This window comes from Pseudomonas sp. NPDC087817 (assembly GCF_044742875.1).
In the GTDB taxonomy this organism is placed as follows: Bacteria; Pseudomonadota; Gammaproteobacteria; order Pseudomonadales; family Pseudomonadaceae; genus Aquipseudomonas.
This window is the reverse complement of sequence record NZ_JBIUVJ010000002.1, coordinates 1-26,753: the sequence shown is the minus strand read 5'-3', so window position 1 is coordinate 26,753 and position 26,753 is coordinate 1. Positions and strand designations below refer to the sequence as shown.

At 55.8% G+C, this 26,753-nt stretch carries 20 protein-coding genes, 1 tRNA gene and 4 pseudogenes; 16 read left to right on the top strand and 9 right to left on the bottom strand.

The features are described from left to right. The first annotated feature begins 226 nt into the window (after nt 1-226). From fdnG to ACIONG_RS02130, 7 genes are all read left to right on the top strand, one after another. Nucleotides 227-3,292, top strand: coding sequence for a formate dehydrogenase-N subunit alpha (gene fdnG / locus ACIONG_RS02160; protein ID WP_401296402.1), 3,066 nt, complete (start codon nt 227-229; stop codon nt 3,290-3,292). Continuing rightward, entirely contained in the window at nt 3,293-4,228 is a 936-nt protein-coding gene (gene fdxH / locus ACIONG_RS02155) for a formate dehydrogenase subunit beta (protein WP_401296400.1), read from the top strand. It begins immediately after the preceding gene. Further along, nucleotides 4,225-4,890 carry a formate dehydrogenase subunit gamma gene (locus ACIONG_RS02150; protein ID WP_315445486.1) on the top strand — a complete coding sequence of 222 codons (666 nt, stop codon included), beginning with the start codon at nt 4,225-4,227 and terminating at the stop codon, nt 4,888-4,890. The genes fdxH and ACIONG_RS02150 overlap by 4 nt, the downstream gene beginning before the upstream one ends. Before the next feature lie 3 nt (nt 4,891-4,893). After that, the gene (fdhE, locus tag ACIONG_RS02145) at nt 4,894-5,820 is read left to right on the top strand and encodes a formate dehydrogenase accessory protein FdhE (protein WP_401296398.1); all 927 of its coding nucleotides are present in this window, start codon (nt 4,894-4,896) and stop codon (nt 5,818-5,820) included. Between the two features lie 79 nt (nt 5,821-5,899). Then, entirely contained in the window at nt 5,900-7,312 is a 1,413-nt protein-coding gene (selA, locus tag ACIONG_RS02140) for an L-seryl-tRNA(Sec) selenium transferase (RefSeq protein ID WP_401296396.1), read from the top strand. After that, nucleotides 7,309-9,225 carry a selenocysteine-specific translation elongation factor gene (gene selB / locus ACIONG_RS02135; protein ID WP_401296394.1) on the top strand — a complete coding sequence of 639 codons (1,917 nt, stop codon included), beginning with the start codon at nt 7,309-7,311 and terminating at the stop codon, nt 9,223-9,225. Before selA ends, selB begins: the two co-directional genes overlap by 4 nt. A gap of 6 nt (nt 9,226-9,231) precedes the next feature. Further along, nucleotides 9,232-9,327: transfer RNA gene (locus tag ACIONG_RS02130), tRNA-Sec, on the top strand. A 57-nt stretch (nt 9,328-9,384) separates the two neighbouring features. On the opposite strand, the gene ACIONG_RS02125 is transcribed toward ACIONG_RS02130, so the two are convergent. After that, on the bottom strand, nt 9,385-9,675 hold the full coding sequence (locus ACIONG_RS02125; RefSeq protein WP_212808894.1) for a type II toxin-antitoxin system RelE/ParE family toxin: 291 nt from the start codon (nt 9,673-9,675) through the stop codon (nt 9,385-9,387). A 106-nt stretch (nt 9,676-9,781) separates the two neighbouring features. On the opposite strand from ACIONG_RS02125, the gene ACIONG_RS02120 reads away from it, so the two are divergent. Genes ACIONG_RS02120 through ACIONG_RS02105 form a run of 4 tightly spaced genes read left to right on the top strand, consistent with a single transcriptional unit; the run spans nt 9,782 to nt 15,278 of the window. Further along, nucleotides 9,782-11,095, top strand: a complete 1,314-nt coding sequence (locus ACIONG_RS02120) for a site-specific integrase (RefSeq protein ID WP_401296391.1) — start codon at nt 9,782-9,784, stop codon at nt 11,093-11,095. After that, nucleotides 11,088-12,824 carry a site-specific integrase gene (locus tag ACIONG_RS02115; RefSeq protein WP_401296389.1) on the top strand — a complete coding sequence of 579 codons (1,737 nt, stop codon included), beginning with the start codon at nt 11,088-11,090 and terminating at the stop codon, nt 12,822-12,824. Before ACIONG_RS02120 ends, ACIONG_RS02115 begins: the two co-directional genes overlap by 8 nt. Then, entirely contained in the window at nt 12,821-14,842 is a 2,022-nt protein-coding gene (locus ACIONG_RS02110; RefSeq protein WP_401296387.1) for a hypothetical protein, read from the top strand. Before ACIONG_RS02115 ends, ACIONG_RS02110 begins: the two co-directional genes overlap by 4 nt. Continuing rightward, nucleotides 14,832-15,278: a hypothetical protein gene (locus tag ACIONG_RS02105; protein ID WP_401296385.1), complete on the top strand. Its 447-nt coding sequence runs from the start codon at nt 14,832-14,834 to the stop codon at nt 15,276-15,278. Before ACIONG_RS02110 ends, ACIONG_RS02105 begins: the two co-directional genes overlap by 11 nt. Here ACIONG_RS02105 and ACIONG_RS02100 read toward each other — a convergent pair. From ACIONG_RS02100 to ACIONG_RS02080, 5 genes and pseudogenes are all read right to left on the bottom strand, one after another. Further along, nucleotides 15,184-15,657, bottom strand: a complete 474-nt coding sequence (locus ACIONG_RS02100) for a hypothetical protein (RefSeq protein ID WP_401296793.1) — start codon at nt 15,655-15,657, stop codon at nt 15,184-15,186. The two genes, ACIONG_RS02105 and ACIONG_RS02100, sit on opposite strands and share 95 nt — an antisense overlap. A 103-nt stretch (nt 15,658-15,760) precedes the next feature. Beyond that, complete coding sequence (locus tag ACIONG_RS02095) at nt 15,761-16,264, bottom strand: cupin domain-containing protein (RefSeq protein WP_401296383.1); 504 nt, start codon at nt 16,262-16,264, stop codon at nt 15,761-15,763. A 515-nt stretch (nt 16,265-16,779) separates the two neighbouring features. Then, a pseudogene (locus ACIONG_RS02090) lies at nt 16,780-17,040 on the bottom strand (transposase domain-containing protein); the annotation flags it as partial. Nucleotides 17,041-17,480: 440 nt separating this feature from the next. Then, nucleotides 17,481-18,092 (bottom strand): TetR/AcrR family transcriptional regulator, encoded by a 612-nt coding sequence (locus ACIONG_RS02085; RefSeq protein ID WP_401296382.1) that lies wholly within the window; start codon nt 18,090-18,092, stop codon nt 17,481-17,483. Between the two features lie 12 nt (nt 18,093-18,104). Further along, nucleotides 18,105-19,325, bottom strand: a complete 1,221-nt coding sequence (locus tag ACIONG_RS02080; RefSeq protein WP_401296380.1) for a multidrug effflux MFS transporter — start codon at nt 19,323-19,325, stop codon at nt 18,105-18,107. 454 nt (nt 19,326-19,779) lie between these two features. Here ACIONG_RS02080 and ACIONG_RS02075 point away from each other — a divergent pair, with 454 nt between their 5' ends. After that, nucleotides 19,780-20,043 carry a hypothetical protein gene (locus tag ACIONG_RS02075; RefSeq protein WP_401296378.1) on the top strand — a complete coding sequence of 88 codons (264 nt, stop codon included), beginning with the start codon at nt 19,780-19,782 and terminating at the stop codon, nt 20,041-20,043. A 442-nt stretch (nt 20,044-20,485) separates the two neighbouring features. On the opposite strand, the gene ACIONG_RS02070 is transcribed toward ACIONG_RS02075, so the two are convergent. The 3 genes and pseudogenes from ACIONG_RS02070 to ACIONG_RS02060 form a co-directional block, all read right to left on the bottom strand. Beyond that, nucleotides 20,486-20,704, bottom strand: coding sequence for a hypothetical protein (locus tag ACIONG_RS02070; RefSeq protein WP_401296376.1), 219 nt, complete (start codon nt 20,702-20,704; stop codon nt 20,486-20,488). 405 nt (nt 20,705-21,109) lie between these two features. Beyond that, nucleotides 21,110-21,690, bottom strand: a pseudogene (locus ACIONG_RS02065) (Tn3 family transposase); the annotation flags it as partial. Next, nucleotides 21,690-21,815, bottom strand: a pseudogene (locus ACIONG_RS02060) (recombinase family protein); the annotation flags it as partial. The pseudogenes ACIONG_RS02065 and ACIONG_RS02060, both read right to left, overlap by 1 nt. Before the next feature lie 147 nt (nt 21,816-21,962). Here ACIONG_RS02060 and ACIONG_RS02055 point away from each other — a divergent pair. The 4 genes and pseudogenes from ACIONG_RS02055 (at nt 21,963) to ACIONG_RS02040 (ending at nt 26,471) form a co-directional block, all read left to right on the top strand. After that, complete coding sequence (locus tag ACIONG_RS02055) at nt 21,963-22,262, top strand: cupin domain-containing protein (protein ID WP_401296791.1); 300 nt, start codon at nt 21,963-21,965, stop codon at nt 22,260-22,262. Between the two features lie 358 nt (nt 22,263-22,620). Then, the gene (locus tag ACIONG_RS02050) at nt 22,621-23,751 is read left to right on the top strand and encodes a glycosyl hydrolase family 18 protein (RefSeq protein ID WP_401296375.1); all 1,131 of its coding nucleotides are present in this window, start codon (nt 22,621-22,623) and stop codon (nt 23,749-23,751) included. A gap of 569 nt (nt 23,752-24,320) precedes the next feature. Then, nucleotides 24,321-25,341 (top strand): annotated as a pseudogene (locus ACIONG_RS02045) (IS110 family transposase). A gap of 851 nt (nt 25,342-26,192) precedes the next feature. After that, nucleotides 26,193-26,471 carry a hypothetical protein gene (locus ACIONG_RS02040; protein WP_401296373.1) on the top strand — a complete coding sequence of 93 codons (279 nt, stop codon included), beginning with the start codon at nt 26,193-26,195 and terminating at the stop codon, nt 26,469-26,471. Nucleotides 26,472-26,753 lie beyond the last annotated feature (282 nt).

Genomic DNA, 26,753 nt, shown 5'->3' with positions numbered 1-26,753 from the left:
ACATCCAACAATGAAGGTGACTGGCCCACCGCTATCGCTGGCAAGCCAGCTCCCACAGGGAGCGCGGCTGTCAGTGAGAGTGCCGACAAACGGCCGACGGTCGGTTTTCACACGGATTGTGGGGTCTTTGTCTACAGTGAAAAAGTCGGCACTCGTCTGCCGCAACCGTGATTGTCCAGAAAAAGCCCGGCCCCAGTACCGGGTTCCACCTGATCAGGAGTGCACGATGGATCTCAGCCGTCGTCAGTTCTTCAAGGTCGCCGGTATCGGCCTTGCAGGCTCTAGCCTGGGCGCGTTGGGCATGGCCCCGACGCTGGCCTTCGCCGAGCAGGTGCGCCACTTCAAGCTTGCCCACACCCATGAAACCCGCAACACCTGTCCGTATTGCTCGGTCGGGTGCGGCTTGATCATGTACAGCCAGGGCGATACCGCGAAGAACGTAGCGCAAAGCATCATTCACATCGAGGGCGACGCCGACCACCCGGTCAACCGCGGCACCCTCTGCCCGAAAGGCGCAGGCCTGCTCGACTTCATTCACAGCCCGGGCCGTTTGCTCTACCCGCAAACGCGCAAGCCCGGCAGCAGCGAATGGACGCGGATCAGTTGGGACGAAGCGCTCGACCGCATCGTCGATCTGATGAAAACCGACCGCGACGCTAACTTCATCGAGAAAAATGCCAACGGGCAAACGGTGAATCGCTGGGTTTCCAGTGGATTCCTCGCGGCGTCGGCAGCGTCCAACGAAGCCGGTTACATCACCCAGAAGGTGATTCGCAGTCTCGGCATGCTGGGGTTCGATAACCAGGCGCGTGTCTGACACGGCCCGACGGTGGCAAGTCTTGCCCCGACGTACGGCCGTGGTGCCATGACCAATACCTGGACCGATATCGCCAACGCGAATCTGATCCTGGTGATGGGTGGCAACGCAGCAGAAGCGCATCCGTGCGGCTTCAAATGGGTTACCGAGGCCAAGGCGCACAACGCCGCGCGGCTGATCGTGGTCGATCCGCGTTTTACCCGGACCGCGTCCGTGGCCGACTATTACGCGCCGATCCGCACCGGTACCGACATCGCCTTCATGGGCGGTTTGATCAATTACCTGCTGACCGAGGACAAGATCCAGCACGAGTACGTGCGCAATTACACCGACGTGTCGTTCATCGTCAAAGAAGGCTATGGCTTCGAAGACGGCATCTTCAGCGGCTACGACGCGGCCAAGCGCAGCTACACCGACAAATCCGGCTGGGGTTACGAGTTGGGCGAGGACGGCTTCGCCACTGTCGACCCGACGCTGCAACACCCGCGCTGCGTCTATCAACTGATGAAGCAGCATTACAGCCGCTACAACATCGAACTGGCGAGCCAGATATGCGGCATGCCGGTCGATGCCATGCAAAAAATCTGGGACGAAATCGCCACTTGCTCGACACCGGGCAAAACCATGACGATTCTCTACGCGCTGGGCTGGACGCAGCATTCGATCGGCGCGCAGATCATCCGCAGCGCGGCGATGGTGCAACTGTTGCTGGGCAACGTCGGCATGCCGGGCGGGGGCGTGAATGCCTTGCGCGGGCATTCGAACATTCAGGGCCTGACCGACCTTGGCCTGCTGTCCAACGCACTGCCGGGCTACCTGACACTGGCCAGCGACAATGAGCAGGACTACAACGCCTTTATTACCAAACGCACGCAAGTGCCGCTGCGTCCGGGGCAACTGTCGTACTGGCAGAACTACAGCAAATTCCACGTCAGCCTGATGAAGTCGTGGTACGGCGCCAACGCCACCGTCGAGAACAACTGGAATTACGACTACCTGCCGAAACTCGACATCCCCAACTACGACGTCCTGAAAATGTTCGACCTGATGAGCCAGGGCAAGGTCAACGGCTACCTCTGCCAAGGCTTCAACCCGATTGCTGCGTTACCGGACAAGAACCGCGTGATGGGCGCTCTGGCCAAACTCAAATGGCTGGTGGTGATGGATCCGCTGGCCACCGAAACCTCGGAGTTCTGGCACAACGTCGGGCCATACAACGATGTGAAAAGCGAGGAGATCCAGACCGAAGTCATTCGCCTGCCGACCACTTGCTTTGCCGAAGAAGACGGTTCGCTGGTCAACAGCAGCCGCTGGTTGCAATGGCACTGGAAAGGCGCCGATGGCCCGGGCGAAGCACAAACCGACATCCGCATCATGGCCGAACTGTTCCTGCGCCTGCGCAAGCGTTATCAGGCCGAGGGCGGCAAGTTCCCCGATCCGCTGCTGAAATTGTCATGGCCGTACAAAGTCCCGGACGAGCCTTCGCCCGAGGAACTGGCCAAGGAACTCAATGGCAACGCCACCAGCGATTTCACCGACGCCAGCGGCGCGGTGATCAAGGGCGGTTCACAACTGGCCGGGTTTGCCCAGCTCAAGGACGACGGCAGCACCGCGTCCGGTTGCTGGATCTTTGCCGGCAGTTGGACCGAGGCCGGCAATCAGATGGCCCGACGCGATAATTCCGATCCGTACAACATGCATCAGCATCAAGGCTGGGCATGGGCCTGGCCGGCCAACCGGCGGATTCTCTACAACCGCGCTTCGGCGGACGTCGCGGGTAAACCATGGGATCCGAAAAAGCGCCTCGTATGGTGGAACGGCAAGGCCTGGGGCGGCACCGACGTGCCGGACTACAAGGCCGACGTGCCGCCGGAAGCCGGGATGAACCCGTTCATCATGAACCCCGAAGGCGTGGCGCGCTTCTTCGCCGTCGACAAGATGAACGAGGGGCCATTCCCCGAGCACTACGAGCCGTTCGAAACGCCGATCGGCATCAACCCGTTGCACCCGCAAAACAAGAAAGCCACTAGCAACCCGGCGGCGCGGATCTTCGATTCGGTCTGGGAAACCCTCGGCGAGGCCAAGGACTTCCCGTATGCGGGCACCAGTTACCGGCTGACCGAGCATTTCCACTTCTGGAGCAAGCACTGCAAATTGAACGCGATTGCTCAGCCCGAGCAGTTTGTCGAGATCGGCGAAGTGCTGGCGAAAGAGAAGGGCATCGCGGCCGGTGATCGTGTGCGCGTCACTTGCAAACGCGGCTTTATCGAAGCGGTGGCGGTGGTGACCAAACGGATTCGGCCACTGCAGGTCAACGGCCAGGTCGTGCATCAGATCGGCATCCCGCTGCACTGGGGCTTCACCGGCCTGACGCGTCACGGCTATCTGACCAACACCCTGGTGCCGTTCCTCGGCGATGGCAATACACAGACCCCGGAATCCAAGTCATTCCTGGTCAACGTGGAGAAACTATAAATGGCCAGCCAAGACATCATTGCCCGCTCGGCCACCACCACGGTGCCGCCATCGGTGAGGAATCAGGAGGCGGTGGCCAAGCTGATCGACACCACCAAATGCATTGGCTGCAAGGCCTGCCAGGTCGCCTGCTCGGAATGGAACGAGTTGCGCGACGAGGTCGGCCACAACCACGGCACCTACGACAATCCGCAGGATTTGAGCGCAGAAACCTGGACGCTGATGCGCTTTACCGAGCACGAAACCGACGCCGGCAACCTCGAATGGCTGATCCGCAAGGACGGCTGCATGCACTGCGCCGAGCCCGGCTGCCTGGCGGCGTGCCCGAGCCCTGGCGCGATCATCAAGCACGCCAACGGCATCGTCGATTTCGATCAGGATCACTGCATCGGCTGCGGCTATTGCATCACCGGGTGCCCGTTCAACATTCCGCGCATTTCGCAGAAGGATCACAAGGCCTACAAATGCACCTTGTGTTCGGATCGGGTGGCGGTGGGGCTGGAACCGGCCTGCGTGAAAACCTGCCCGACCGGTGCCATCGTCTTCGGCACCAAGGAAGACATGAAGGAACACGCCGCCGAACGCATCGTCGATCTGAAAAGCCGTGGTTTCGAAAACGCCGGTTTGTATGACCCGGCGGGTGTCGGCGGCACTCATGTTATGTACGTGCTGCACCACGCCGATACACCGAAAATCTACGCCAATCTGCCGCAGGACCCGGCCATCAGTCCGCTGGTGGGCTTGTGGAAAGGCATCAGCAAACCCTTGGGCCTGCTGGCCATGGGCGCGGCGGTGCTGGCCGGGTTCTTCCATTACGTGCGCATCGGGCCCAATCGCGTCGAGGAAGATGAGCACCCGACGCCGCCCGACACCTCGGTGCACGTCGTCGATCCGGCGGTGCATACCTTCGATCCACGCGGGGAGGACCGGCCATGAGCAACAAGACAATCCTGCGTTACACCGCCAACCAGCGCACCAATCACTGGCTGGTGGCGATCCTGTTTTTCATGGCCGGGCTGTCGGGGCTGGCGTTGTTTCACCCGTCGATGTTCTGGCTGACCCACCTGTTCGGTGGCGGGCCGTGGACGCGGATTCTGCATCCGTTCATGGGCGTGGTGATGTTTGTGTTGTTTCTCGGCCTGGTGTTCAGGTTCTGGCGCGCGAACTTCTTTATCGGTAATGACTGGAAGTGGCTGCGGCGCATCGACCGGGTGCTGGTCAACGACGAGGAAACCGTGCCGCCGGTAGGCAAATACAACGCCGGGCAAAAGCTGCTGTTCTGGACTTTACTGCTGTGCATGCTCGGTTTGCTGTTCACCGGGCTGGTCATCTGGCGGGCGTATTTCAGTGCGTACTTCGGTATCACCGTGATCCGCTGGGCGATGCTGCTGCATGCACTGGCCGGGTTTGTGCTGATCCTCAGCATCATCATCCATATCTACGCGGGGCTGTGGATCAAGGGTTCGGTGGACGCGATGTTGCATGGCTGGGTCAGCCGCGCCTGGGCGAAAAAACACCACGAACTCTGGTACCGCGACATCACCCGCGACGAACGCAATCCGGACGTGCCGGAGCGACCGATCACCAAAAAGGGCTGACCTTTGGCGACTATTCTTGAACCCGGAGAAATCGAGGCGGCGGCCAGTTCGCCGCCGTTTCTGCATCTGCCACCGCATAATTTGTTCACCTTGCGCGCGCAACGCCTGGAGCAGCTGGCCGACGGGCATCCGCTGGCCGAGTATCTGCGCTTGATCGCCGGGTTGTGTCGGGTTCAGCAGCAAGTGCTGGACGATCCGCCGTCAGCAGAAGTGGTCGATCAACAACGGCTTGAGTTGTGCCAGCAACACGGTTTGCCGCCGTTCGCTGCCGATACCTTAATCCGCGAAGATGACTGGCAAGCCTGGCTGGAGGCTTTGCTGCAACGCTACTCTCCGCCCCAGCAACCCGCCGTGGTGGAAGCGATTACCACTCTGCGCACCGCCAGTGCCGGACAATTGCGCGCCTGGGCCGTAGCGCTGGTCAGTGGCCAATACTCGCTGGTGCCGGCGGCGCTGGTGCCGTTTCTTGGCGCGGCGCTGCAAACAGCCTGGAGTCATTGGTTGCTGAGTACGCCGAACCTGCAACTGACGCCCGGCAACAGCCTCAGCCAATGCCCGGCCTGCGGTTCGCCGGCCATGGCCGGGGTCATTCGCCATCGCGGCAAACACAACGGCTTGCGTTATCTGGTGTGTTCGCTGTGCGCCTGCGAATGGCATGTAGTGCGGGTCAAATGCGTGTATTGCGAATCGAGCAAAGGCCTTGATTACCTGAGCCTTGAGGACGATCGCTACGCGGCCAATCAGGCACCGTTGCGCGCCGAGGTCTGTCCGGGCTGTAACAGCTACCTGAAATTGGTCTATCTGGAAAACGATGCCGACGCCGAGGCATTGTCGGCGGATCTCGGTAGTTTGCTGCTCGACATGCGCCTTGCTCAGGATGGTTATCAGCGCCTGGCGCCGAACTTGTTGCTGGCGCCGGGAGACGAATGACCAGAGCGTCTACACTCCCACAGGTTTGACGGTGTGCTGGGTCTGGACACCGACAGTCTTTTGATTTCGGGAGTGGCTGATGTCTGCGAGCGGTGCCCTGCGGTTACCTTCCATTGATGGTGTGTTGCGTCATCCGGCGTGTCTGCCCTTACTCGAACGACACGGGCGTGAATCGCTGCTGGCCGGTTTGCGCCAGTTGCTTGATGAACTGCGTTCCAGCGTATTGAGCGGGCAATTATCCGCCGTCGAAATCAGCCCCGAAGTGCTCGCTGGTCGCGTCGGTGAACGCCTCGCGCAGCAACAGCGTAGTCACGTGCGGCGGGTGTTCAACCTGACCGGCACGGTGCTGCACACCAATCTGGGCCGTGCCTTACTGCCGGACGAAGCCATTGAAGCGGTACACATGGCCGCCCGTTATCCGCTCAATCTGGAATTCGATCTGGCCAGCGGCAAACGCGGCGACCGCGATGATTTGATCGAAGGCCTGATCCGCGAACTGACCGGCGCCGAAGCCGTCACCGTGGTCAACAACAATGCCGCCGCCGTGCTGCTGACGCTCAACAGCCTCGGCGCCCGCAAGGAAGGCATCATTTCCCGTGGCGAACTGATCGAGATCGGCGGCGCCTTTCGCATTCCCGACATCATGGCCCGTGCTGGTGTGCGCTTGAACGAGGTGGGCACCACCAACCGCACCCATGCCCGAGATTACGAAGCGGCGATCAGCCCGCGCAGCGGTTTGATCATGCGCGTGCATGCGAGCAATTACAGCATCGAAGGGTTTACCGCGCGCGTGCCGACGGCGGAACTGGCGGCGCTGGCCCACCGTCATGGCTTGCCGCTGTTGGAGGATCTGGGCAGTGGCAGTTTGCTGGACTTGACCCGTTGGGGTTTGCCGGCGGAGCCGACGGTGCGGCAGGCGCTGCTCGATGGCGCGGACATCGTCACCTTCAGCGGCGACAAACTGCTCGGCGGGCCGCAAGCCGGGTTGATCGTTGGGCGCAAAGAGCTGATCGCGAAGATCAAGAAGAATCCGCTGAAACGGGCGTTGCGGGTGGACAAGCTGACCTTGGCGGCGCTGGAGGCGGTGCTCGGTCTGTACCGAGATCCGGATCGACTGGCCGAGCGTTTGCCGAGCTTGCGCCTGCTGACCCGACCGCAAGCCGACATCTTCGCCCAGGCTTCGCGGTTGCAACCGGCGCTGGCCGAAGTCTTGGGCTCGGTTTGGCAGGTCAGCGCAGTCGAGGCCTTGGGCATGATCGGCAGCGGCAGCCAACCCGTGGCGCGCTTGCCGAGCGCAGCACTGTGTTGTCGCCCGCAAGTCTCGAAACGCTTGCGCGGGCGTTATTTGCTGAGTCTGGAAGCAGCGCTGCGTGCCTTGCCGATCCCGGTACTCGGACGCATTGATGACGATGCGCTGTGGCTGGATCTGCGCCAACTCGACGATGAACCGGCGTGGCTCGGGCAATTGCCCCACTTGCAGGTCAATCCGTGATTGTCGGTACCGCCGGGCACATCGACCACGGCAAGACCTCGCTGCTGCAAGCCCTGACCGGGCAAACCGGCGACCGCCGCCCACAGGAACGTGAGCGCGGGATGACCATCGATCTCGGTTATCTCTACGCCGAACTTGAACCGGGCGTGGGCCTCACCGGGTTTATCGACGTCCCCGGCCACGAGAAATTCACCCACAACATGCTCGCCGGTGCGCAAGGCATCGATCTGGTGTTGCTGGTGGTCGCGGCGGATGACGGCGTGATGCCGCAAACCCGTGAGCATCTGGCGATTGTCGAACTGCTGGGCATTCCTCGTGCATTGGTCGCGATCACCAAGTGTGATCGGGTCGAGGCGGGCAGGGTGATGGCGGTGCGCGAGCAGATCACCGATTTACTGGCTCCGGGGCCATTCGCCAAAGCACCGATAGTGGCGGTGTCGAGTGTCAGCGGGCAGGGTATCGATGAGCTGCGTGCGGCGTTGTTGCACACGCAAAACCAAGTGCATGAACGTAGTCGCGCCGGGGGCTTTCGTCTGGCCATCGACCGCGCCTTCAGCGTGGCCGGTGCGGGGATTGTGGTCACCGGCACGGCACTGTCCGGCGTGGTCACGGTGGGCGACAAACTGGCACTCGGGCCGTCGGGGAAAACGGTGCGGGTGCGCGGCCTGCATGCACAGAACCAAATCGCCGAACACGCCTGCGCCGGGCAACGCGTGGCCCTTAATCTAAGCGGCGAACGCCTTGAGTTGGCACAGATCCATCGCGGCCAATGGCTGTTGTCGGAATGGCTGCATGCGCCGACGCAACGAATCGACATCGACTTTCAATTGTTGCCCGGCGAACGTGCCTTCGAACACTTTCACCCGGTGCACCTGCATCTCGGCACGCAGGACGTGATCGCCCGTGTCGCGTTGCTCGAAGGTTCACGCCTGCACCCTGGCGAGCGCATGTTCGCGCAACTGCTGATCAACGCCCCGGTGCATGCGGTGAAGGGGGATCGGCTGATCCTGCGCGACCAGAGCGCGCAACGCACGCTCGGTGGCGGGCAGGTGCTCGACCCGTTCGCTCCGGCCAGGCATCGGCGCAGCCCTGAACGTCTGGCGCAACTGCAAGCGCTGGCGCTCAATCAGACGTTCGAGCACGCCTTGCCGTTGCTGCTCAACCACTGCGCGGCGGGGCTCGATCCGTTGCGCCTGGAACGCCAGTTCAATCACCCGCGCGTCGATTGGTCATTGCCGCAAAACGTACGCCTGATCGACACCCGCCAGGGCCCGCTGCTGTTCAACGTGCAACGTTGGGGCATGCTCAAATTCACTTTGCTGGAGCAACTGGCGCGCTTGCATGAACTGGAGCCCGACCAGATGGGTCCGGACCGGGATCGCCTGCGGCGTTTCAGTGCGCTGCCGCTGGAGCGCTCGACGTTCATAAGCCTGCTCGATGAGTTGCTCGCCGCCGGCTCGATCAACGCCAGTGGGCCGTGGCTGCACCTGCCGGATCACCAGGTACGCCTGAGCGCCGCTGACGAAATCCTCTGGCAACAACTGCAACCGCTGTTCGAACAGGCCGGCTTCGACCCACCGTGGGTTCGCGATCTGGCTAAAGCTGTCGGCGAAGAAGACGCCAATGTGCGTCTGCTGCTGCGCAAACTGGCGCGTCTGGGGCTGACCCACCAAGTGGTGCGCGATCTATTTGTCACCGACATCGTCCTGCGGCAAATGGCGGCGATGCTCCTGCAACTGGCGCAGGAAAATCCGCAGATCCAGGTGACAAGCGTGCGTGATGCGCTAGGCTTGGGACGCAAACGATGTATTCAGTTCCTCGAATACTTCGACCGCCTCGGCCTGACCCGACGCCTCGGCGAACACCGACTGATCCGCCCCGACAGCGCGCTGGCCAACCCAGGCGCCCATTGAGTTAAAGGAAGGCAATCGCGCCCGGTGGCGCGGCCGGGCTTCAAACCCGGTTGGGGACGGCATCCGTTCCCGGGCAGGTTCGACTCCGGCTGCCTTCCGCCACATCAAAAGCGAAAGATGCCAGTTCCTTGCCGGGAGCCTGTGCGTAATAACGGGCGGTCAGAGGTTGCGCTGCGTGTCCATACGATCATGCAGTATGCGAATGATCGCAATTCCGTACGCCGTGATTCGGAAGTAAATCGTGTGTCGTTCAATACTGTAGCGTCGATAACCGGGACGTATAGCGTCACAGGCTGGCGCTGTTTTTGGGCGCTCGGTTAACTGCGCAAATGCGGTGGTAATGATATCAATGTAGCGACTGGCCTGATCTTGACCCCACTGACGTGCGGTATAACCCCAGATTGCTTCAAGGTCGCCTTCAGCCGCAGGCGTCAGTCGGTATTCAGCCATGCGCCGTCAACATTCGTTGCTTGAACGCAGCGGGATCGAATGGGTAAGAATAAGTTGCATACCGTGGACGTCCAAAGTTAGATGGCGTCCCCATGGACATTGACGCTTGTTCTTACAGAGATTTCACTTGCCTACCGTCGAACACATTCACTTCAATCCGCATGACCTTTCTGTCAAAAACCGCCTGATTACCTACTCGCTGAATAGCTCCCGTGTAGTGATCGAAGGATTACCACAAATATTCTGGGAAGACGGTTTGCCTTGGAGAGAAGCCAATCTCTGGGCTATGGAGAGAGTCACCAATGGTGAGGCACTCCTTAAGACCGTTTCCAGCAACCTGAACGGGCTGTTGAACTACGCGAAGTTTTTGGAGAGTCGCAGGCTTCAGTGGTTTGAGTTTCCGCCTCGAAAGGCTGATCGATGTCTTGTTCAGTACCGTGGGGCGCTTATAAAGGCTCGTGACGCTGGTCATATCAGTCCTGCCACGGCTTCCGAGTACATGCGTAACTGCATCAGTTTCTACAGGTGGGTTAGAAGGTGCGGCCTTCTAAACCCGCTATTGCCGCTGTGGAAGGACAAGCGCTATTTCATCAAATTCTTTGACCAGGTGGGCTTCGAGCGAACGCTAGCTGGCACCACGACCGATCTGGGTATTCCAAACCGAAAACGCATTGGGGTCACTTTGGAAGGTGGGCTACTTCCGGTGTCTGCGGTTGATCGAGGAGCTATTCTTGATTTCGCAAAACAGAACGCCTCACCCGAGCTTTACCTTATGTTGGCTCTAGGTTTCTTTACGGGTATGCGACTAGGAACGATCTGTGACCTTCGTATCGATACGTTGGAGCGTGCCCTACATGATCCGTCTGCTAAAGGTCTGCTTCTAATATCCATAGGGCCAGGTACGTCGCCGCCAGTGCATACCAAATTTGGTGTAACTGGCCAGGTATGGATTCCCGAAGCGTTGTGTTCAGAAGTCTTGGAGTACGCCAAGGGTCTTCGCAGGTTGACTCGCGAGGCATCTGCTGCTGGCGAGCATCAAGACTTAGTGTTCTTGACACGTTTCGGAAACCCTTTCGGACGTCGCAATAGTGATCAATCCTCGGCCATAAACGTTGAGATGTCATCGCTTAGAAAATTAGGCATAGCGTCGGGCATCAAAGCGCTCAGGAAGTTTCGCTTCCACCAATCCCGGTGCACCTTCGGAACTGAGCTAGCTAGACTCGCTTTAGCAAATTGCACTGATGTGGCGATAGTGATTGCGACGGTCAGCAATGCATTGCTTCACGGTCGAAACTCGGAGGCCACCACCTTCAAATACATTAAGTTTGTGCAGGCCGCACCTGCTAAGCAGGCCCTAGCGAACAGCTTCATGACTGCATTTACAGGAATTGCTTCAAGGCAGGGAGCGAGTAATGAGTAACCTGACGTCTTTAGACCTGACGTTTCCAATGCTTGAGTACGGGAAAACCGAGACGCCCTGGGATTTGGCACCGCTTTTATACAGCGGTGGTGCTGGGGCAAAAGTGAAGACCGTGCGCAGTGAAATCACATCAGGTGCTTTAGGTGATCTTTTGCTGGAGCGAGCAGAGCTTGTGAAGGGGCTTCATGACTGTTTGACCGACGACCTTGTCGGCGGGGGGAGCCGCTTTTCGGCAAATAACAAGATTGGTGCGTTGAGGAAGTTTTTCCAGTGGGTGGATCAGTGCGAGCGTCCGTTGTGCATTGATACGGTCACGGAGGAATACCTGAGGTGGACTGAACATCTTTTACAGCGTCATCGCGTGGAAGGATACTTAACTGCCGGATCGTTATACGACGCGGCAAGTTTAACCGCGACGATGCTCGACCGAGTTCTAGGCCGAAGCTCGACGCTTCTGTACAGCACCCGAATTCGCAAGCCTAGAGGCAACGGAAAGGCAAGTAATGGGTGCACTGATAAGCAAAGTCTAGAAGAGAGCTTTTCATTTGGGCAGTTCATTGCCGACGTATGTACGTCCCTTACCTATGAAGCTGTGACGGGGCCGCTTCCCATCCATGTGGAATTGCGGTCGGGTTCGACGCTACCTATCTGGTGCGGCTTGCGCGATACAGAGAAGGCAGCGTCACGACGGAGCCGACCTCAAACCAAATTCCAGATTGCGGACATCCTTCGAAACCGCGACCTTCGGAACGCTGACGTTTCAATCGAGACTCGATACCCGGCGGTGAATCTACGAATCGAAGCCGAGTTGCTGATGTTCATAGCACAAACCGGCATGAATTTATCCCAGGCGCATCAGCTTCGAATTGAGCAATACCACTACACGAGTCATCTTGATGGTTACCAAGTGCGGTCTTACAAAAATCGCCGTCAGGGTGAAGTGCTGTTTGACGTTTTCTCAAGCTATAAGCAGTGGTTCGAACGCTACATCGAGTGGCGAAACACGTGGTTTCCTGACGATCTAGAGGGACTTCTTTTCCCTCTCGTTCGTCCTGGTGGACGCCTCGTTTTAGAAGCTCCTCAGTTTATAGCTACTGCGCGCGTCTGCACCATTTCCAATGTTCGATTCGTTCGACCTCGTAAGCTCCGGGGTGCGCGTATTAATTGGCTGTTACGTGAATCGCAACGGCCCGATCTGGTGGCGGAAATCGCACAGCACACCGCTGAAACTTTGATTCGTGTGTACGCCGAGCCCAATCCGCAGATTGCGATGATTGAAATCACTCGATTTTACCGGCAAGCAGATCCCGTCGTTTGCTCACCTGCTCCAGGTACTTGTGTGGCGCCGATACCAGAATCTGTCGTGGATGCTCCAACTAATGCTCCTGATCCCGATTGTATTAACGCAGCGGGTTGCCTTTTCTGCGTCAATCATCGGGATATTGAAAGCGAGGATCACGTCTGGTCTCTGAGTAGTTTGAGAGTGCTCAAGGGCTTGGAGCTGGCTAGATACCGCCCAGCTTGCACGGATAGATTTGACGAGGCTCACCATCCAGCGATGCTTGCGGTCGAGCGTCTGAGTGCGAAGTTACGATTCTTTCAGGAAAGTAGCGAGGTGCGTCGGCTTTGGGTTCAAGAGGCACTGGCTCGCATAGCTGAGGAGGACTATCACCCAGCTTGGGACGGATTTATTCGGCTTGCGGAAGTTACAGCGGGGCCGTCCCTATGAATATGCTCACGACGTTAGGGCTTTCTATCGAGTCGCCTCTCGCCGTTCCTGAGGCATCGAATTACCGTCCAGAGAGCTGGCCTCCGCCACCTGATTGGCCGGTCGTACTTGATGCACAGGGCAAAGTAATAAGCCGTTGGGGCGATCCAATTTGGAGGCTTGACCCATGGGCCAAGAAGGCACTGACGCTGAATTTTGGTGATGGGCCAGTTAAAAAATCAGCGGCGCCAATTAGCTCAAAGAACGCGAATTTACTTCGAATCATCACTGGCTGGTGGCTATACGGGCCGTACGGCGCTCGTGGCTACAGATCTCTTAAAACGCGTTTCGATCAGATGCGACGGCTCTTTGTTCTTTGCGAAGAGGCAGGAGTCCTTGCCAGCGAATTAAGCCACTTTCCACGCGTATGCGAACGAATCCCTGCCTTTATTCATACATCGAGAAAAACCGAGTTTCTGACGTTAATGCATGAGCTTTACGCGTCCAGAGAGGCCGTAGGGTTTACGTTGCTGGATTCAGGCTCTCTAATCCGTATGGCTGCGCTTTTTCCCACTCACCACAAAGCCCAAACACCTTACATTCCTCCACGTATCTGGCGCTACCAAGTTACCAGGCTGCGCGAGTGCCTTGATGACTTCCTGTCCCATCGAGAACAGGTTGAAGCGTGTTATCGGTTCTGCTTCGCGGCTTACGAACATAACGAGAGGGTTTCAGAGAGAACGGCGTGCCTAAACGCCCCGCCTTTTAGTGGCCATAAAATGAAGTTATCAGGCTCTAAAACGGGGCTTCGTTTTCTCGGCGCGTTTGCAGACACCGCGAAACGCTTTGGCATCTTTGAGCTACTTGAACGTTGGGTGGGTCGAGGTGACGATTTGCAAGTAACAGCGCTTACTGGCTATCTGAAACTGGTCAGCGGAGCAGGATTAGCTTACATCCTTAACTTCAGTCTCATGCGGGTCGAGGAAGCATGGAATCTTCGAGCCGGTTGCCTTGACATCGAGCACGACAAGAGCTTCGGCGACATTTTTTTGTTACGCGGGCAGACGACAAAAACGCTCGCTGATAGCGCCGCCCTTTGGGTCACATCCCCATCTGTGGCGGTCGCCGTGAAGGCGATGGAGGTCATTTCTCTTTTTCGCTCACTACACGCACCTCATGAAGCTGCGAGAGTTCTCGCCGGGCGCTATCTGACCGATTTTTCTTACGAACCCTGGAGCTCATTGCGCAATAAAGGTAATCACTCACGGAGACCGAGCATTCCGCCATACGCCGACCTTTTGAGGCGGTACGGGAAGCTATTCGACTTAAAACGTTTGCGTATTACGACTGAGGATTTGAAATTGGCTCGGCTAGCTACCCCTACACTGCCGGAGGAGTATCAAGTAGGCGCTGTCTGGCCGCTGGCCTGGCACCAGTTGCGTAGAACTGGGGCAGTGAACATGCAAGCTTCCGGACTCGTAAGTGATGCTTCGCTTCAGTACCAGCTCAAGCACGTCACTCGAGCGATGAGCCTTTACTATGGACAAAATCACTCTCGGTTGCGTCTAGAGGAGAAGGCTCACACTCTGTACGTTCGCACAATGTACGAGACGCTTGGAAGAGAGTTACAGCAGCTTACGAGTGAACGTTTTGTCAGTCCACATGGAGACAAACGAAAGGCTGAGATCGTTCGGCTGATTTCGCCAGAGGATGCGAAGAAGATGATTGGTTTGGCCAAGAAAGGCGCTGTGGCCTGTCGGCCGATCATTCTTGGTTTTTGTTCAAGCCGCGAGCCTTGTCCGTACGGCGGCATTGACAACATTGCCCATTGCGGCGGCGGTGATTCACAGGATGCAAAACCTTGCCCTGATGTGCTGTATGACTCAGAACGATTGGGTGCGGTAGATGATCTTGAACATGTACTGAAAGAGCGGCTTGCTACTGCTCAGGATGGAAGTCCGCTGATGGAATCGTTGATGGCTCAACAGCGAAGCGTAGAGAGCTTCCGTCGTGTCGTAGGGACCGCAAATGGACGTTGAACTCCCTGCTCGCCGCAGCGCGGCTGATCAATATCGTGATGCTTTTGAGCGCCTGAAACTCAATAGGCCACAGCTTCTACCGAAGGGGACGCCGGTCACTCAGAACAACGTGGCCAAAGAGGCCGGGAGCGACCCGTCAGCGCTTAAGAAATCTCGTTTCCCGAGTCTCATCGCAGAGATAAAAACCTACGTGGAACAACATGCGGAGGAGCGACCTCCTTCGTTGAACAAGGTAAATCTTCTCGCCCGGCAGAAAAGCCGCGCCCTGCGTGATCGGATTGAGCAAGTTGCCCGGCAGCGCGACCAACTCGCAAGCTTATTGAGCGAAGCGGATGCGAAAATCATTGAGCTGTATGACCGTATCGCTGAGCTTGAGCGGCAGTTGCCTGCGTCAAATATAATTTCGTTAGATTCGCGGGGGCCGAGAAAGCTTTGAGATAACAGCACGCATGCTGCGAAATTGCACTCCAATTGAACACCCGTTCTGCATCCGCTCCTAAGGTGAGATAACGACCGAAGGTCTGGGTAATGCTAGCTATATTGGTGTCTATCTGCGCCTGTGAGAGCACCGGTCGGCTTTCATCCCTGAAGCTCGGATCGTCAATACGGGTTGTGGCACCGCCAAGCAGTAAAATAGGGCGGTGCCCAGCTTTCTGAATCCTGCGCATGAGCATCAGCCCCTGCAAATGACCCACCTGCAGGCTATCGGCCGTTGCGTCGAATCCGAGGTAAATTGAGCGTGGTGCGCTGGCTAGATGTGCTCGCAGTTCCTCCAGGTTTGTTGATTGGTGAATGAATCCTCTGGTTTGCAGGATCTCGGTAACCGTCCGGCCAACTCACCCAAGCAATTCGTAATCAACCAGATGCAGTGTCACTTGACCTTCCTAATTCAGTTCTCTGGCAGGCAACACTACGCCCTCATGGTTCGTCGTCCCAATAATTAAGCGTAGTCCCGGGCCGCTGCACAGCAGTGAACGCGCGCGCTCCATTAATTGTGACCATCGCCTGATATTTGTCGGAATCCGGGTATTGGCAGACTTCGGGGGTTTCTCGGGTGCCAATGGACAGGTACTTCAGCGGCGCATCCGAGGTGTTGATGATCTGATGCGGATACTCGGGCCCGGGCGGAATGAAGATGACGTCGCCGCTTCGGATCGGCAACATTTCGCCCGCCACGCGCAGGGTGCCAGACCCTTCCAGGATGACGAACATCTCTTCCTGAGCATAATGAAAGTGGTAGGGGCAAGAACGCTTGCCTGGCGCGACGATGTCCACTGACGCACCGAGTTTCTGCGCGACGGTGTCAGTGCCGAGGCGCGCGCCATGGCTCTCGTAAAGAGGGTTGCGGCGCTCGTATTGCAGCGGCACATCATTGAAATTGCGAATCACGCGCGCAGTTAGAACACAGGCGTCATTGCTCATTACTCACTCCCGAAAGTATCTGTCCAGGCATCCCGCCTCGCGTAAGCTAACCGGGCTGCCATTTATGCGTAAGTGTCCAGCCAATGCACCTTGCCTAGTCTAGATATGCCCAGCTATCGGCACCATCGAAATGGCGCACGGGTGTTGTTCCGACCAATTCCTGATCGAAATTATTAATATTCACCCCAACACCAGCACCTGCCCGCGGGAGGATCGCTTCCCAGTGAGTGGCACACCCACAATCACTACAACGGATCGTTCTCAGGGTTTCCTGACCCCAAACGTACGATGAGGTATTTTGAGGGTATCCCTCGAACTTCACTGCACCAGTTTCATAGTGAGCCCAAAGCGCCCCGAGTCTCCGGCAAATAGAGCAATTACATTTGATGGCATGAACTGGTGGATGCGGAATGAACACGCGCACGTTTCCACAATGACAGGAACCTTCTAACAGTCCATTTTTGGCGTGGGTTTTCATGTCAACTCCGTGACCGATTTTACGCCGGATGCCTAACTTACTTCAGTTGGGCACGATTAGGCGTCCATTCGTGGGGCAGTAGGTGGCTTATTTCACTCGCCCGCTGCGTCGGCAGGCGCGTGAGTACATCTTTCAGATAGGCATACGGATCATGACCATTCAGTCTCGCCGACTGGATCAGACTCATGACCGCCGCTGCCCGTTTTCCGCTGCGTAGCGACCCTGCGAAGAGCCAGTTTTTACGTTCAAGAGCCCAAGGGCGGATCTGGTTCTCACACCAGTTGTTATCTATGGGTAACGGAATAAATGCAGGTGGGAGCGCAGGGCTTTTCTGCGCTTGCAGCCGAATCCATTTGTGGACGAGGTTTGCGTTGAGGCTGTGGCCGAGCGCGACGCTGGCAATCGAAGCGCCGGGCTGTGCACACTATTGAATGACCTAGGCCTTGAAGGACTTGGAATAGGTACGGCGTGTTGGCTGCATGAAATACCCGCTTAAAAGGCTAGAACTGGTGCCCACTTAAAATTTAAGTGCACACCATGTCTTGGCTTTGAGGGGCTGGGTAGATGACTTGGCCGGACGCATACGGATCTCGATCAGGTCGATCTTTTCGTTTATGGTTCTTCAACTCGGTAGCAGACTTTTGATTTGGCTCATCTTTTGGGCGCGTCCAATTAAAGCCGTGGTGGATTAAACCGAAACACACAATGCAACCCAATATCAAATAGCCGATGTCTTGGTTACTCACCTTCTCTCCCAGTTAGCGCATTTATAACATCCGCCTGTGAGAGCTGTTGCAAGGCATTAAGTCGGCGGTCATAGGCCTTCTCGTTCCCATAGATGAGTTCAACATTGAGGCTGTCGATCACCGCCATGTATGTCTCTGCCAGTAGTTCGCCGATCTGCCCGGACAATGCTGGGTAGCAGGTATGTAGAGCGGCCAGAAATCGGCTACGCATGCACGCAAGGTAATTATTGAATCCGGACATGACTCTCTCCCTATGCGTCTGCGGTGGATAAAACGCCGCACGTAGCAAAAAGCGAAGGGATTCGCTGCTGCTAAAGCGATAACGCAGATTACGGATGTATAGCTCGCCAGGAGACGTGTTCGATTGCTTGAACTCTATAAACTGGGCATCCACATAATTGAGTTCTGCTCGGAGTGCCAGCTCTAAAGTGACTTCGTAGAGGGCATCCTTGCTTGCGAAATGAGCGTAAAGAGAAGCTTTTTTTATCCCGACTCGGACAGCAATGTCGTTGAGCGATGCGGCGTCGTACCCATGCTCGGCAAACTGCTCCAGAGCAAGAAGGGCAATTCGTTCAGCAGCAGGGCTTAGGGGCGTTGAGTTCATGTCGATCCTTTATCAGTGTCCGCTGAGGTTAAACACTTCGTCTGCACCTTGGCGGAGGCTGATTTTTGTTAAAAGGCATCCCAGCAGAGCGCTTGCTGTAAGCAAGACTGTCCAAGCCACAGGACCATGTTCTAGAACCAATGCCGAAATGGGTGTCGCACTTGAGGATACGGTTAGCTGGATAGCTCCGAGCAATGCAGCTGTAGAGCCTAACGCACGCTCTTGGGAGGACATCACCAATGACATGAGCGTGGACTCGGCGATCCCCAAACCAAACAGCGCCACCGCCATGCCAAACGCAATTCCGGGCAAACCTATGCCTGTCGCCGCCGAGAACAAGGTTATAGCCGCACCGCCAGCCATCGCGGTGACACCTATGAGTGAAAGCCGATTTAGCCCTATCCGACTGACCAGCTCGCTGGCGAGCATCGCACCGAAGAGGATCGCAGTCCCTGTTACACCAAAAAGCATGCCGAATGATTCTGCGTTCAGGCCGTATGTCTCTTGGTAAACCAGCGTTGCCCCACCGATATAAGCAAACAGGAAGAAGAATACGGCAGCCACGGCTAATGTAGGTCTTAGAAAACTGCCGTCGCAGACAATCGTCAGGTAGGTCCGGCAAGCGGTCCCTAGTCGTAGTGGCTCTCTTTTTTTGACATCCAGGGTTTCAGGTAGAGACGTCCAGCTGTTCCAATAGACCGCCAGACCAAAGGAGGCCAGCACCACCATCACCGCACGCCATCCATAATGTGCATCAATGAACCCCCCCAATGCAGGGGCGATGATGGGGGCAACACCTTCGATGGTCATCAATAACGCGAACAGTTTAGTGGCGGTGACGCCTTGGCTCACATCTCTCACCATGCTCATGATCACGACAAGCGTCAGAGCACTCCCCAACCCCTGAACAAATCGATAGGCAATGAGCGTTTGCAGGGTCGGGGCCCAAGACGCCCCTAAAGAGCAAATCGTGAAAACCGCCAAGCCCGCGAGTAACGGTCTACGGCGCCCGTAGGCATCAACAATAGGCCCAAAGATCAGTTGACCCGCGCCCATGGCTAAAAGGAAGAACGTAAGTGTGAGCTGTACGCTTGCGAAGCTGCTTGCATACTCCCGTGCTATCTCGGGAAGGCTTGACAGGTACATGTCGACTGCCGAGGGGCCCAAGGCACCGATCATCCCCAGCCCAATCGCTAACCTCAAGGGAACCCCATTCGATTTTTGCGTATTCATATAGTATTCAAACCCTAAAAACTACCTAACGGTCGGTAGGTTTATGTAAATCATAAAGCCCTCCTGGTGAATGGTCAATTTTCTTGTGAGCGGAAGGCGCAAGGGAGTAGAGGATGAGCTTGAGGGGCACGCCAAATGTACATGCGCGATGGCCCTTTTTAGCGGTCACTACGCGGTCGATGCCGTGCGCGGTGGGGGAATTACAGCTCTTGCCGATGGCCTGACTTATCTCGGCATGACTTCAAGTATGACGAACTGAGCAAAGACCTGGGGCCGCCGCCTGAGCACTGACCTGCGCATCACGCGTTTTCGTTCAAACGGCCCCCACAGCAAAGCCCGCTTCGACGGGCTTTCTTGCGTCTGGCGGTTACCAATCGGGCAGGGACTGGTCTACCGTTGATCCCTTGGGTGGTTTGACGCGAAACCTGCGACGGATAACAAAATGGAGGGCGTCATGGTGGAACAATTGCTACCACCAACACAGTGGAGCACAAACTTGTCGGCGCTGGATCGCCAGGTGCTGGAGCATTCGCAACACTGGTTGCTGACGGGCATCTATTTGCGCTGTACCGCCTGCGGTGCCGGTCAGGCCGCGAGTGAGTGCAATCGGCTGTTTGTGCACGAGCTCAGTTGTTCGCGCGCCGCTAGCCGACACCACCCCGGGCACGAGCTCGCCTGCATCCTGCACTGGGTACCGAGCCAAAATCGCATCGGATAAGCATTCAACAGGTAATGCCCTGCCAGAACCAGCAATAGTGCGCCGAGCGCTTCGAGGGGCCTGCGCAGTGGCGCTGAGATGCTGCATGGCATCGGCTTAGCGTACGACTTTTTCCGAATTCTGCGGGCTCCTCAGGAATGGAGGTCTACTTCGTAAGCGTTTGTTGTCACTCGGTGACACCTACATGACACTCCCCCTTAATTTGAAGAATTACCGTTACCACTCGAAAACTGTCGAGCAAGTGATAAACGCTAAGTGGACACCTTCAAATGGTATGCAAGCTTAGACATGGGCGATGCAGAAATGACTTCCCACTGTGAAGCGATGATCGCGAGCATGATCGTAGATTGCTAGTCGTCGTATTCGTACAAGACACGCCCCCCCCAAGAACAATCTTGGGGGTTTCGGTTTAGTGATTGATTCGGAGGGATTGCTGCGCTGATCACACCTCGATGGGAAAAGTTGGTGTTTGTGGTGGCTGGCCTTCAGACTGATGCGCAGCGATTACGCCTGCAAACGTATCGCCATACTTAAGAACCATATTTATGAGTAATACACCTGCCCCTTGGTCAGGCAGCTGTTCAACAGCTCTTTTCTGCTGAAGCATCCGTGCAATGTTGATCGCGCTCACGGGCGCTGTAGGGTTTTTTGATATCAGCATATTGCATCCTCAGTGTTCATCATGGGTAAGCTGTTTGCTCGCTGACTGTGGTTTTATATAGCTACCACTCGGTCGAGAAGCGATGGGTTTGAGTACGAATCACTAATGTTGGGGTTAGATTCGAGTCTGAAATGTCAGTCTGCTCAGCCAGCAGAGAGTAAACCTGTGCCACTTTCATTCTTTGAAACCTTCAAATAGCATGTTATGCAATTTACAAGCCACATCCCTCGCTGACACCCATTGACAGCAGGATGAGGGAGCACGCACCAATATCCGTTAGCTCCGACGGCATAGGTGTCTTCGAGCATTAGCCCCTTCAACGCTCTATCTGCACTTAACTTCGGCCCATAGCGGCAACGCATTGCCTATTACGGGGAGCCTACAGAATTCGGAAAAAATCGTACGCTAAGGTTTTCCGACCTGTCGCAACGGTCTGAATTTCCCGTCCTCCAAAGTACGGCTCTGGCGCCAGATGTAATCGCCAGTCAGGTTGATGTGCTCCCATCCCAACGGCGACAGGTATTGATACAGGTCGGTATTCACCGGCTTTCCGGCGGCGGTCAGCCCTTGGGTTGCCCGCTCCAGGTAAACCTGTTCCACAGAACAATGGCGGCGGTCACCAGATTGAGGCCGCTGGCCCGGTATCGCTGCTGCTCGAAGCTCCGATCTCTAATTTAGCCGAGGCGGTTAAAGAACACCGCCCTGGCCAGGGCGTTTCGCGCTTCACCCTTGTTAAGTCCGGCATGCACACGACGGCGCAGCTCGACGCTTTGCAGCCAGTCCAGGATAAACAATGTGCGCTCGATCCGGCCCAACTCCCGCAGGGCAACGGCCAGGCCGTTCTGGCTCGGATAGCTGCCCAGCTTGCGCAGCATCAACGAGGCCGTGACCGTACCCTGTTTGATCGACGACGCCAGACGCAGAATTTCGTCCCAGTGAGCGCGGACGTGCTTAATGTTCAGCGTGCCGCCGATCATTGGGCGCAGCGTCGGGCATCCTTGCCAGAGGCCTTGTCGGTGAAAAGTTTGCTCACCTCGGCCTGTTCCAACTGGCGTTCTGGGTTTTGGTCGTAGCTGCTGACCCGGACATAGCCGATACGTTGTCCGATCACGGCGCGCATGATTAGCCCTGATGGGGGGGCATCACGTTTTGCACCCTACTGGCGCGCACATGAACATCAAGGTGTTTGCGAACGGAACAGGAGGAGTCTATTCGCTTATGGAGACAGTGCTCCCCCCTGGAGGTGTAGTGCCGCGGCATATCCACAAGGGGGAGTTATGAAAATAACTTTGTCCTCGAAAGGGAACTAACCATGCAGATTGGCGAGGCTGTTTACTTGGCGGGGCCAGGTAGCTATGTCGTTGCTCCACGTGGGGTCCAGCAGTATTTCAAAAATGAAGGTGACACCCACTGTCGCTTTCTCACAACCTTTACTCCTGGGGAAGCAGAAGGTTTCTTTAAGGAAGCAGGTGAGTTGATACGCCGTGTCGCTCCGGAAAAGCCCAGTCCAGACCAACTAATCCTGCTCCAGCAAAAATATGGTTTGAGCTACTTATGAATAGGAAAATGTATTGTAATTGATACAAATTTACTCAAGTCGTTCATCAAGCCACTTATCCGATCAAAAATTCTGAACGCGAGTATATCCTTCAGTTTGAGCGCGATCTTCATGCGACACTACACCCCGTATTTCGTCGGCGCGGAAAACACGTTAAGCTAGCGTGTCTAGAAAATCCGGGGCGATTCACAGTGGTGGTTATTACGCCCCCCTTGGCAAAGTAAAGTTGTCCCGACGCTAAGAAAATATAATTCAATTTGATGTTGCGTCATAAAAAATCAATAAATCACTGCTAGCCTTTACATGTAGTAAAATTATTTTACTATTGAATGGTATTTGTAAATCTGAAGGAGATGTAATGAAAAGCATGATACCGACTACTACTAATTCTAAATCGCACCTGAAAGCAATTCAGAATTTGTGCGCTGCATTGGGAATCATGACCATTGCTTGCAATGCCTGCGCCGGACCTTTTGTGCTTGCTTATACTGATGGCCAGCTCCCCCAGGCATCCGTAAATCTGGAGCTTTTTCACGGAAAACTATCCGCCGTTGGATTGGGCAGTGCCTATGGAATGACTGACAAAGGCACTATTGACGGGAGCGGAGCAAACTCGATTACTGATGACATTATTAAGATATCAAAATCAAAGTCTTTACCGATTTATCCGACTATTTCTGATTATAACCAGAAAATAGAGAGATTCGATGAGGCGATTTCTAATGCAATTCTTACTGACCCAGTGAAGTTTTCGTCATCTATTCAACATCTAGTGAATTTCGCAAATAGCAAGGTGTTCGCAGGCATTGACCTTGATTTTGAGGCTGTTGAGACAAAAAACAAAGACGCCTTCTCCCGCTATGTAAGAGATCTTGGAAAGGCTCTTCATGCGAGTGGCAAGAAGCTGATCATCAGTATTCCTGCAAAGATTAGTGACCTTGAACCTGAATATCTGGGCGGGTATGACTACGCAGAGATTGGACGATCTGTCGATTACTTCCAAGTTATGACATACGATCAAGTAGGCCCTGGTTGGAGCAGTGGCGGATTCAATGGTGAGACTTGGCCTGGTCCTGAGTCGGGAGCGGATTGGCAGAAAGCCATGCTTGAATATGCGGTGTCCCGAGTACCAGCAAACAAAGTATTGTCAGGCCTACCTACGTACGGTTACGACTACAGTACAAAAGATCAAGTGCATTGGGCTGACTACACAAAGGTGATTTCAGCACATAAAGCTACTGTTAGTCGCGACTCTGCCTCTCAGACACCATTTGCCACTTGGGGGCCGGTCACTCAGTTCACTGAAGAGGTTGAATGGAGCAAAAAGACCGCGCAACCGGTCCTTTGGTTCGACGATACTGCGAGCATTGTAGCCAAAACTCGATTAGTAGGCGCACTAAATCTTGCAGGCACCAGCGTATGGGCTATGGGTTACGAAAATGCAGAATTTTGGAACGCCGTAGAAAAGGGTTTAAAGGCCACCAAATGATTTTGCAATAAACTTCCTCCTTCCTCCCGGCTCTTAACGAGCGCTAAGAGTCGGGGGAAACAGTTCGGTAATCTCAGTCGCTCGCTGCGTCGGCAAACCATGGACATGCGCATGGGCACCGATAACGCGCTGAGGCGTTGGTGCACGGCGATTTAGGTATCTGAATGGTGGCCCGCCGTCTGCGCCAAGGCAAGTTTTCTGGCCAGGATCTCAGCTGGAATTGTGCGCTAAACAATTGATCGCAGTAACGAGTCGGTCGGGCGGCGCGACTTCTATCATGTGATGCCTTATTAGTTGTCTAGTGGCCCGATCAGTCTATCACCGGTGTTGTCCTGCTCAGGTAAAATGGAGGGATGACCGTCGTTTCCAAATCTCGATCAACTAAATCCTGAACAACTGCGCGCCCCGGATGCGCAGTTGGTGCAGCGTGTCGAGAGCCCAGATCAAAGAATCGAGACGATGGACAAGTAAATCAAAAATCACCGGTGGGTCAGTTAATGAGATGGTCACCCCCACATCCTACGAGAGCTACGGTTTCGCAGGGTGTTTTGTTTTCGGAGGCCATCATCATGAACGAGTCAGCGCTGATCGGTATCGATCTCGGCAAGCACAGTTTTCATATGCACGGCCAGGACACGTCAGGGCGAGAAGTGTTTCGCAAACAGCTAGCGCCCACAGATGATGCAGCTTTTCGGCAATCTAGCGGCCTGCACCGTGGTGATGGAAGCGTGTGCCGGCGCACATTTTGTCGCTCGCCAGTTGATGGCCATGGGGCATACGGCCAAGTTGATTTCCCCACAGTTCGTTCGGCGCTTTGTCAAAAGCAACAAAAACGGTTTCGCGGATGCCGAAGCCATTTGCGAAGCGGCCTCGCGCCCTTCGATGCGCTTCGTCACACCTAAAACCGAGGGCCAGCAGACCCTTTCCGTTCTGCATCGCCTGCGCCAGTCGCTGGTGCGTGACCGCACCAAAACCGTCAATCAGCTGCATGGCTTCCTGTTGGTGTTCGACATCAGCCTGCCCAAGGGCCTGGCGATCATGAAGCGCTTGGCGAGTGTCCTTGCCGAGCATGAGTTGCCGGTTCGGCTGACGGTGCTGTTGCAGCGCTGCACGACCATTTCGTTTATCTGGATGAGCAGATCAAGGAGCTGGATAAAGAGCTGGAGGGCCAACTGGCCGACGATGATCTTGGGAGTCGTTTGCTGAGCATGCCGTGTGTCGGGCCGATCACCGCCAGCCTGCTGGCTGTGGAAATGGGCGATGGTCAGCAGTCGCGACTTCGCCGCGTCTGTAGGCCTGGTACCCAGGCAGTACAGCACAGGTGGCAAGAGTAATTTGCTAGGAATCAGCAAGCGTGGTGATAAGAACCTCAGACGACTTCTGGTTCAGTGCGCCAGAGTCTACATGCAACGATTGGAGTATCAGCATGGCGCTCTGGCCGAGTGGGTACGCTCGTTACCCAGCCGACGGCACTCCAATGTCGTGGCTTGCGCCTTGGCCAACAAACTTGCGCGGATCGCTTGGGCGATAGCGACCAACCATACCGAGTTTGAAGCAGGGCCAAGCACTATGAATGCCTGGCCCTGCTGATGTTGCTGTACCACGAACTACCCTTCAGGTTTTGCGATAACTGAACAACAGATGATGTGAACGGCCCACCGGCCTGACGAAGAACCTGCGATTGAAATAGGCTTTAGAAGCCGCTCAGTTTTTCAGGATCGTTAGGCGCGACTCTCATCGTGGCGCGGGGTATGCCCGAGATAGACGCCGGATAGATTTAAGCAAGCCAACCACTTCGCCCGTTAATCAGTATTGCAAAAGTGGGGGTGACCATAGATTTCAATCAACGCCAACAGTCTTGGCCTTCTATAGCTGGTGACTCAGGCTTAGCGTACGATTTTTTCCGAATTCTGTGGGCTCCCCATTACGATTGCCGCTCCCTATACACATATTATCTGGCAGTCGAAGTAATCGCGGAGCTTGGAGCTGGTCTCTTGTCTGCCCGGCAGGGTCTAGGGCAGTGCGAAACTCTGGACTCGACGACTACCTCGTACGAGGGGCGGTGAAACGGAGTGACAGGGATCCCGCCGCAGTGGGCTCCGCGATAGCACGAAGTCTATAGGCGCATTCTGCTGCTTTGGACTGACGGGGTCTTCGGCTGTTTTTTCTACCCAGAGTCATTTACGTTTTCTAACGAGAGCTATATACGGATTTTTGTAGCAGATTTTTGGTGTTCGTAGAGGACTACACCCGAACATTTGCAGACGTTAACGAAGGGCTGCAATGGGTCGTTCTCTGCCGGTCATGTCCGCGAAACGTGCTGGTCAAATCCGATGCAAATGACTGGTCAGGCCGAATGCAAATGGGTAGGCAAGTCTGTGTAATTACCCACGCATGCAGCTAGACCCAACGAAATATAGGAAAGCGACAAGGAAAGTCTCATGTTACGAGTGCTTGTATTTTTGGCTGTGACACTCTGGCCGGTTGCTTATGTGCATGCCGAAAGTGTTTCTCCGTGGGAGCCGGGTCAGGATCTCGAACAGTTCTACACCCAGTATTGCTCGGCACCGAACCTTGAAAAGCACTACTTTCCATTGCTTGATTCACGGCAGTTAGCTGGGATCACTCGGCTGACCTCCGAGGTGTTGTGGGCTGATTTACCCAACCCTGCAAAGCCAAGACATGGTGTGCACTTAAATTTAAGTGGGCACCACTTCTAGCCTTTTAAGTGGGTATTTCATGCGGCCAACACACCGTTCCTATTCCAAGTCCTTCAAACCCCAGGTCATTCAAGAGTGTGCCCAGCTACGCGCCGTTTCTGCCGGTCATGGCCACCCAGCGGGCTGGTCAAATCCGATGTAAATGATTGGAGAGGTCGAACGCAAATGGGGAACCAGGTCATTGCAATGTAAGCGTCCGGCGAAGTCATCTTCTGATGGTAATGGTGTATACCCGCTTTAGTCTCTCAAACATGCCGTCATTACAATCATCGATACTGGTTT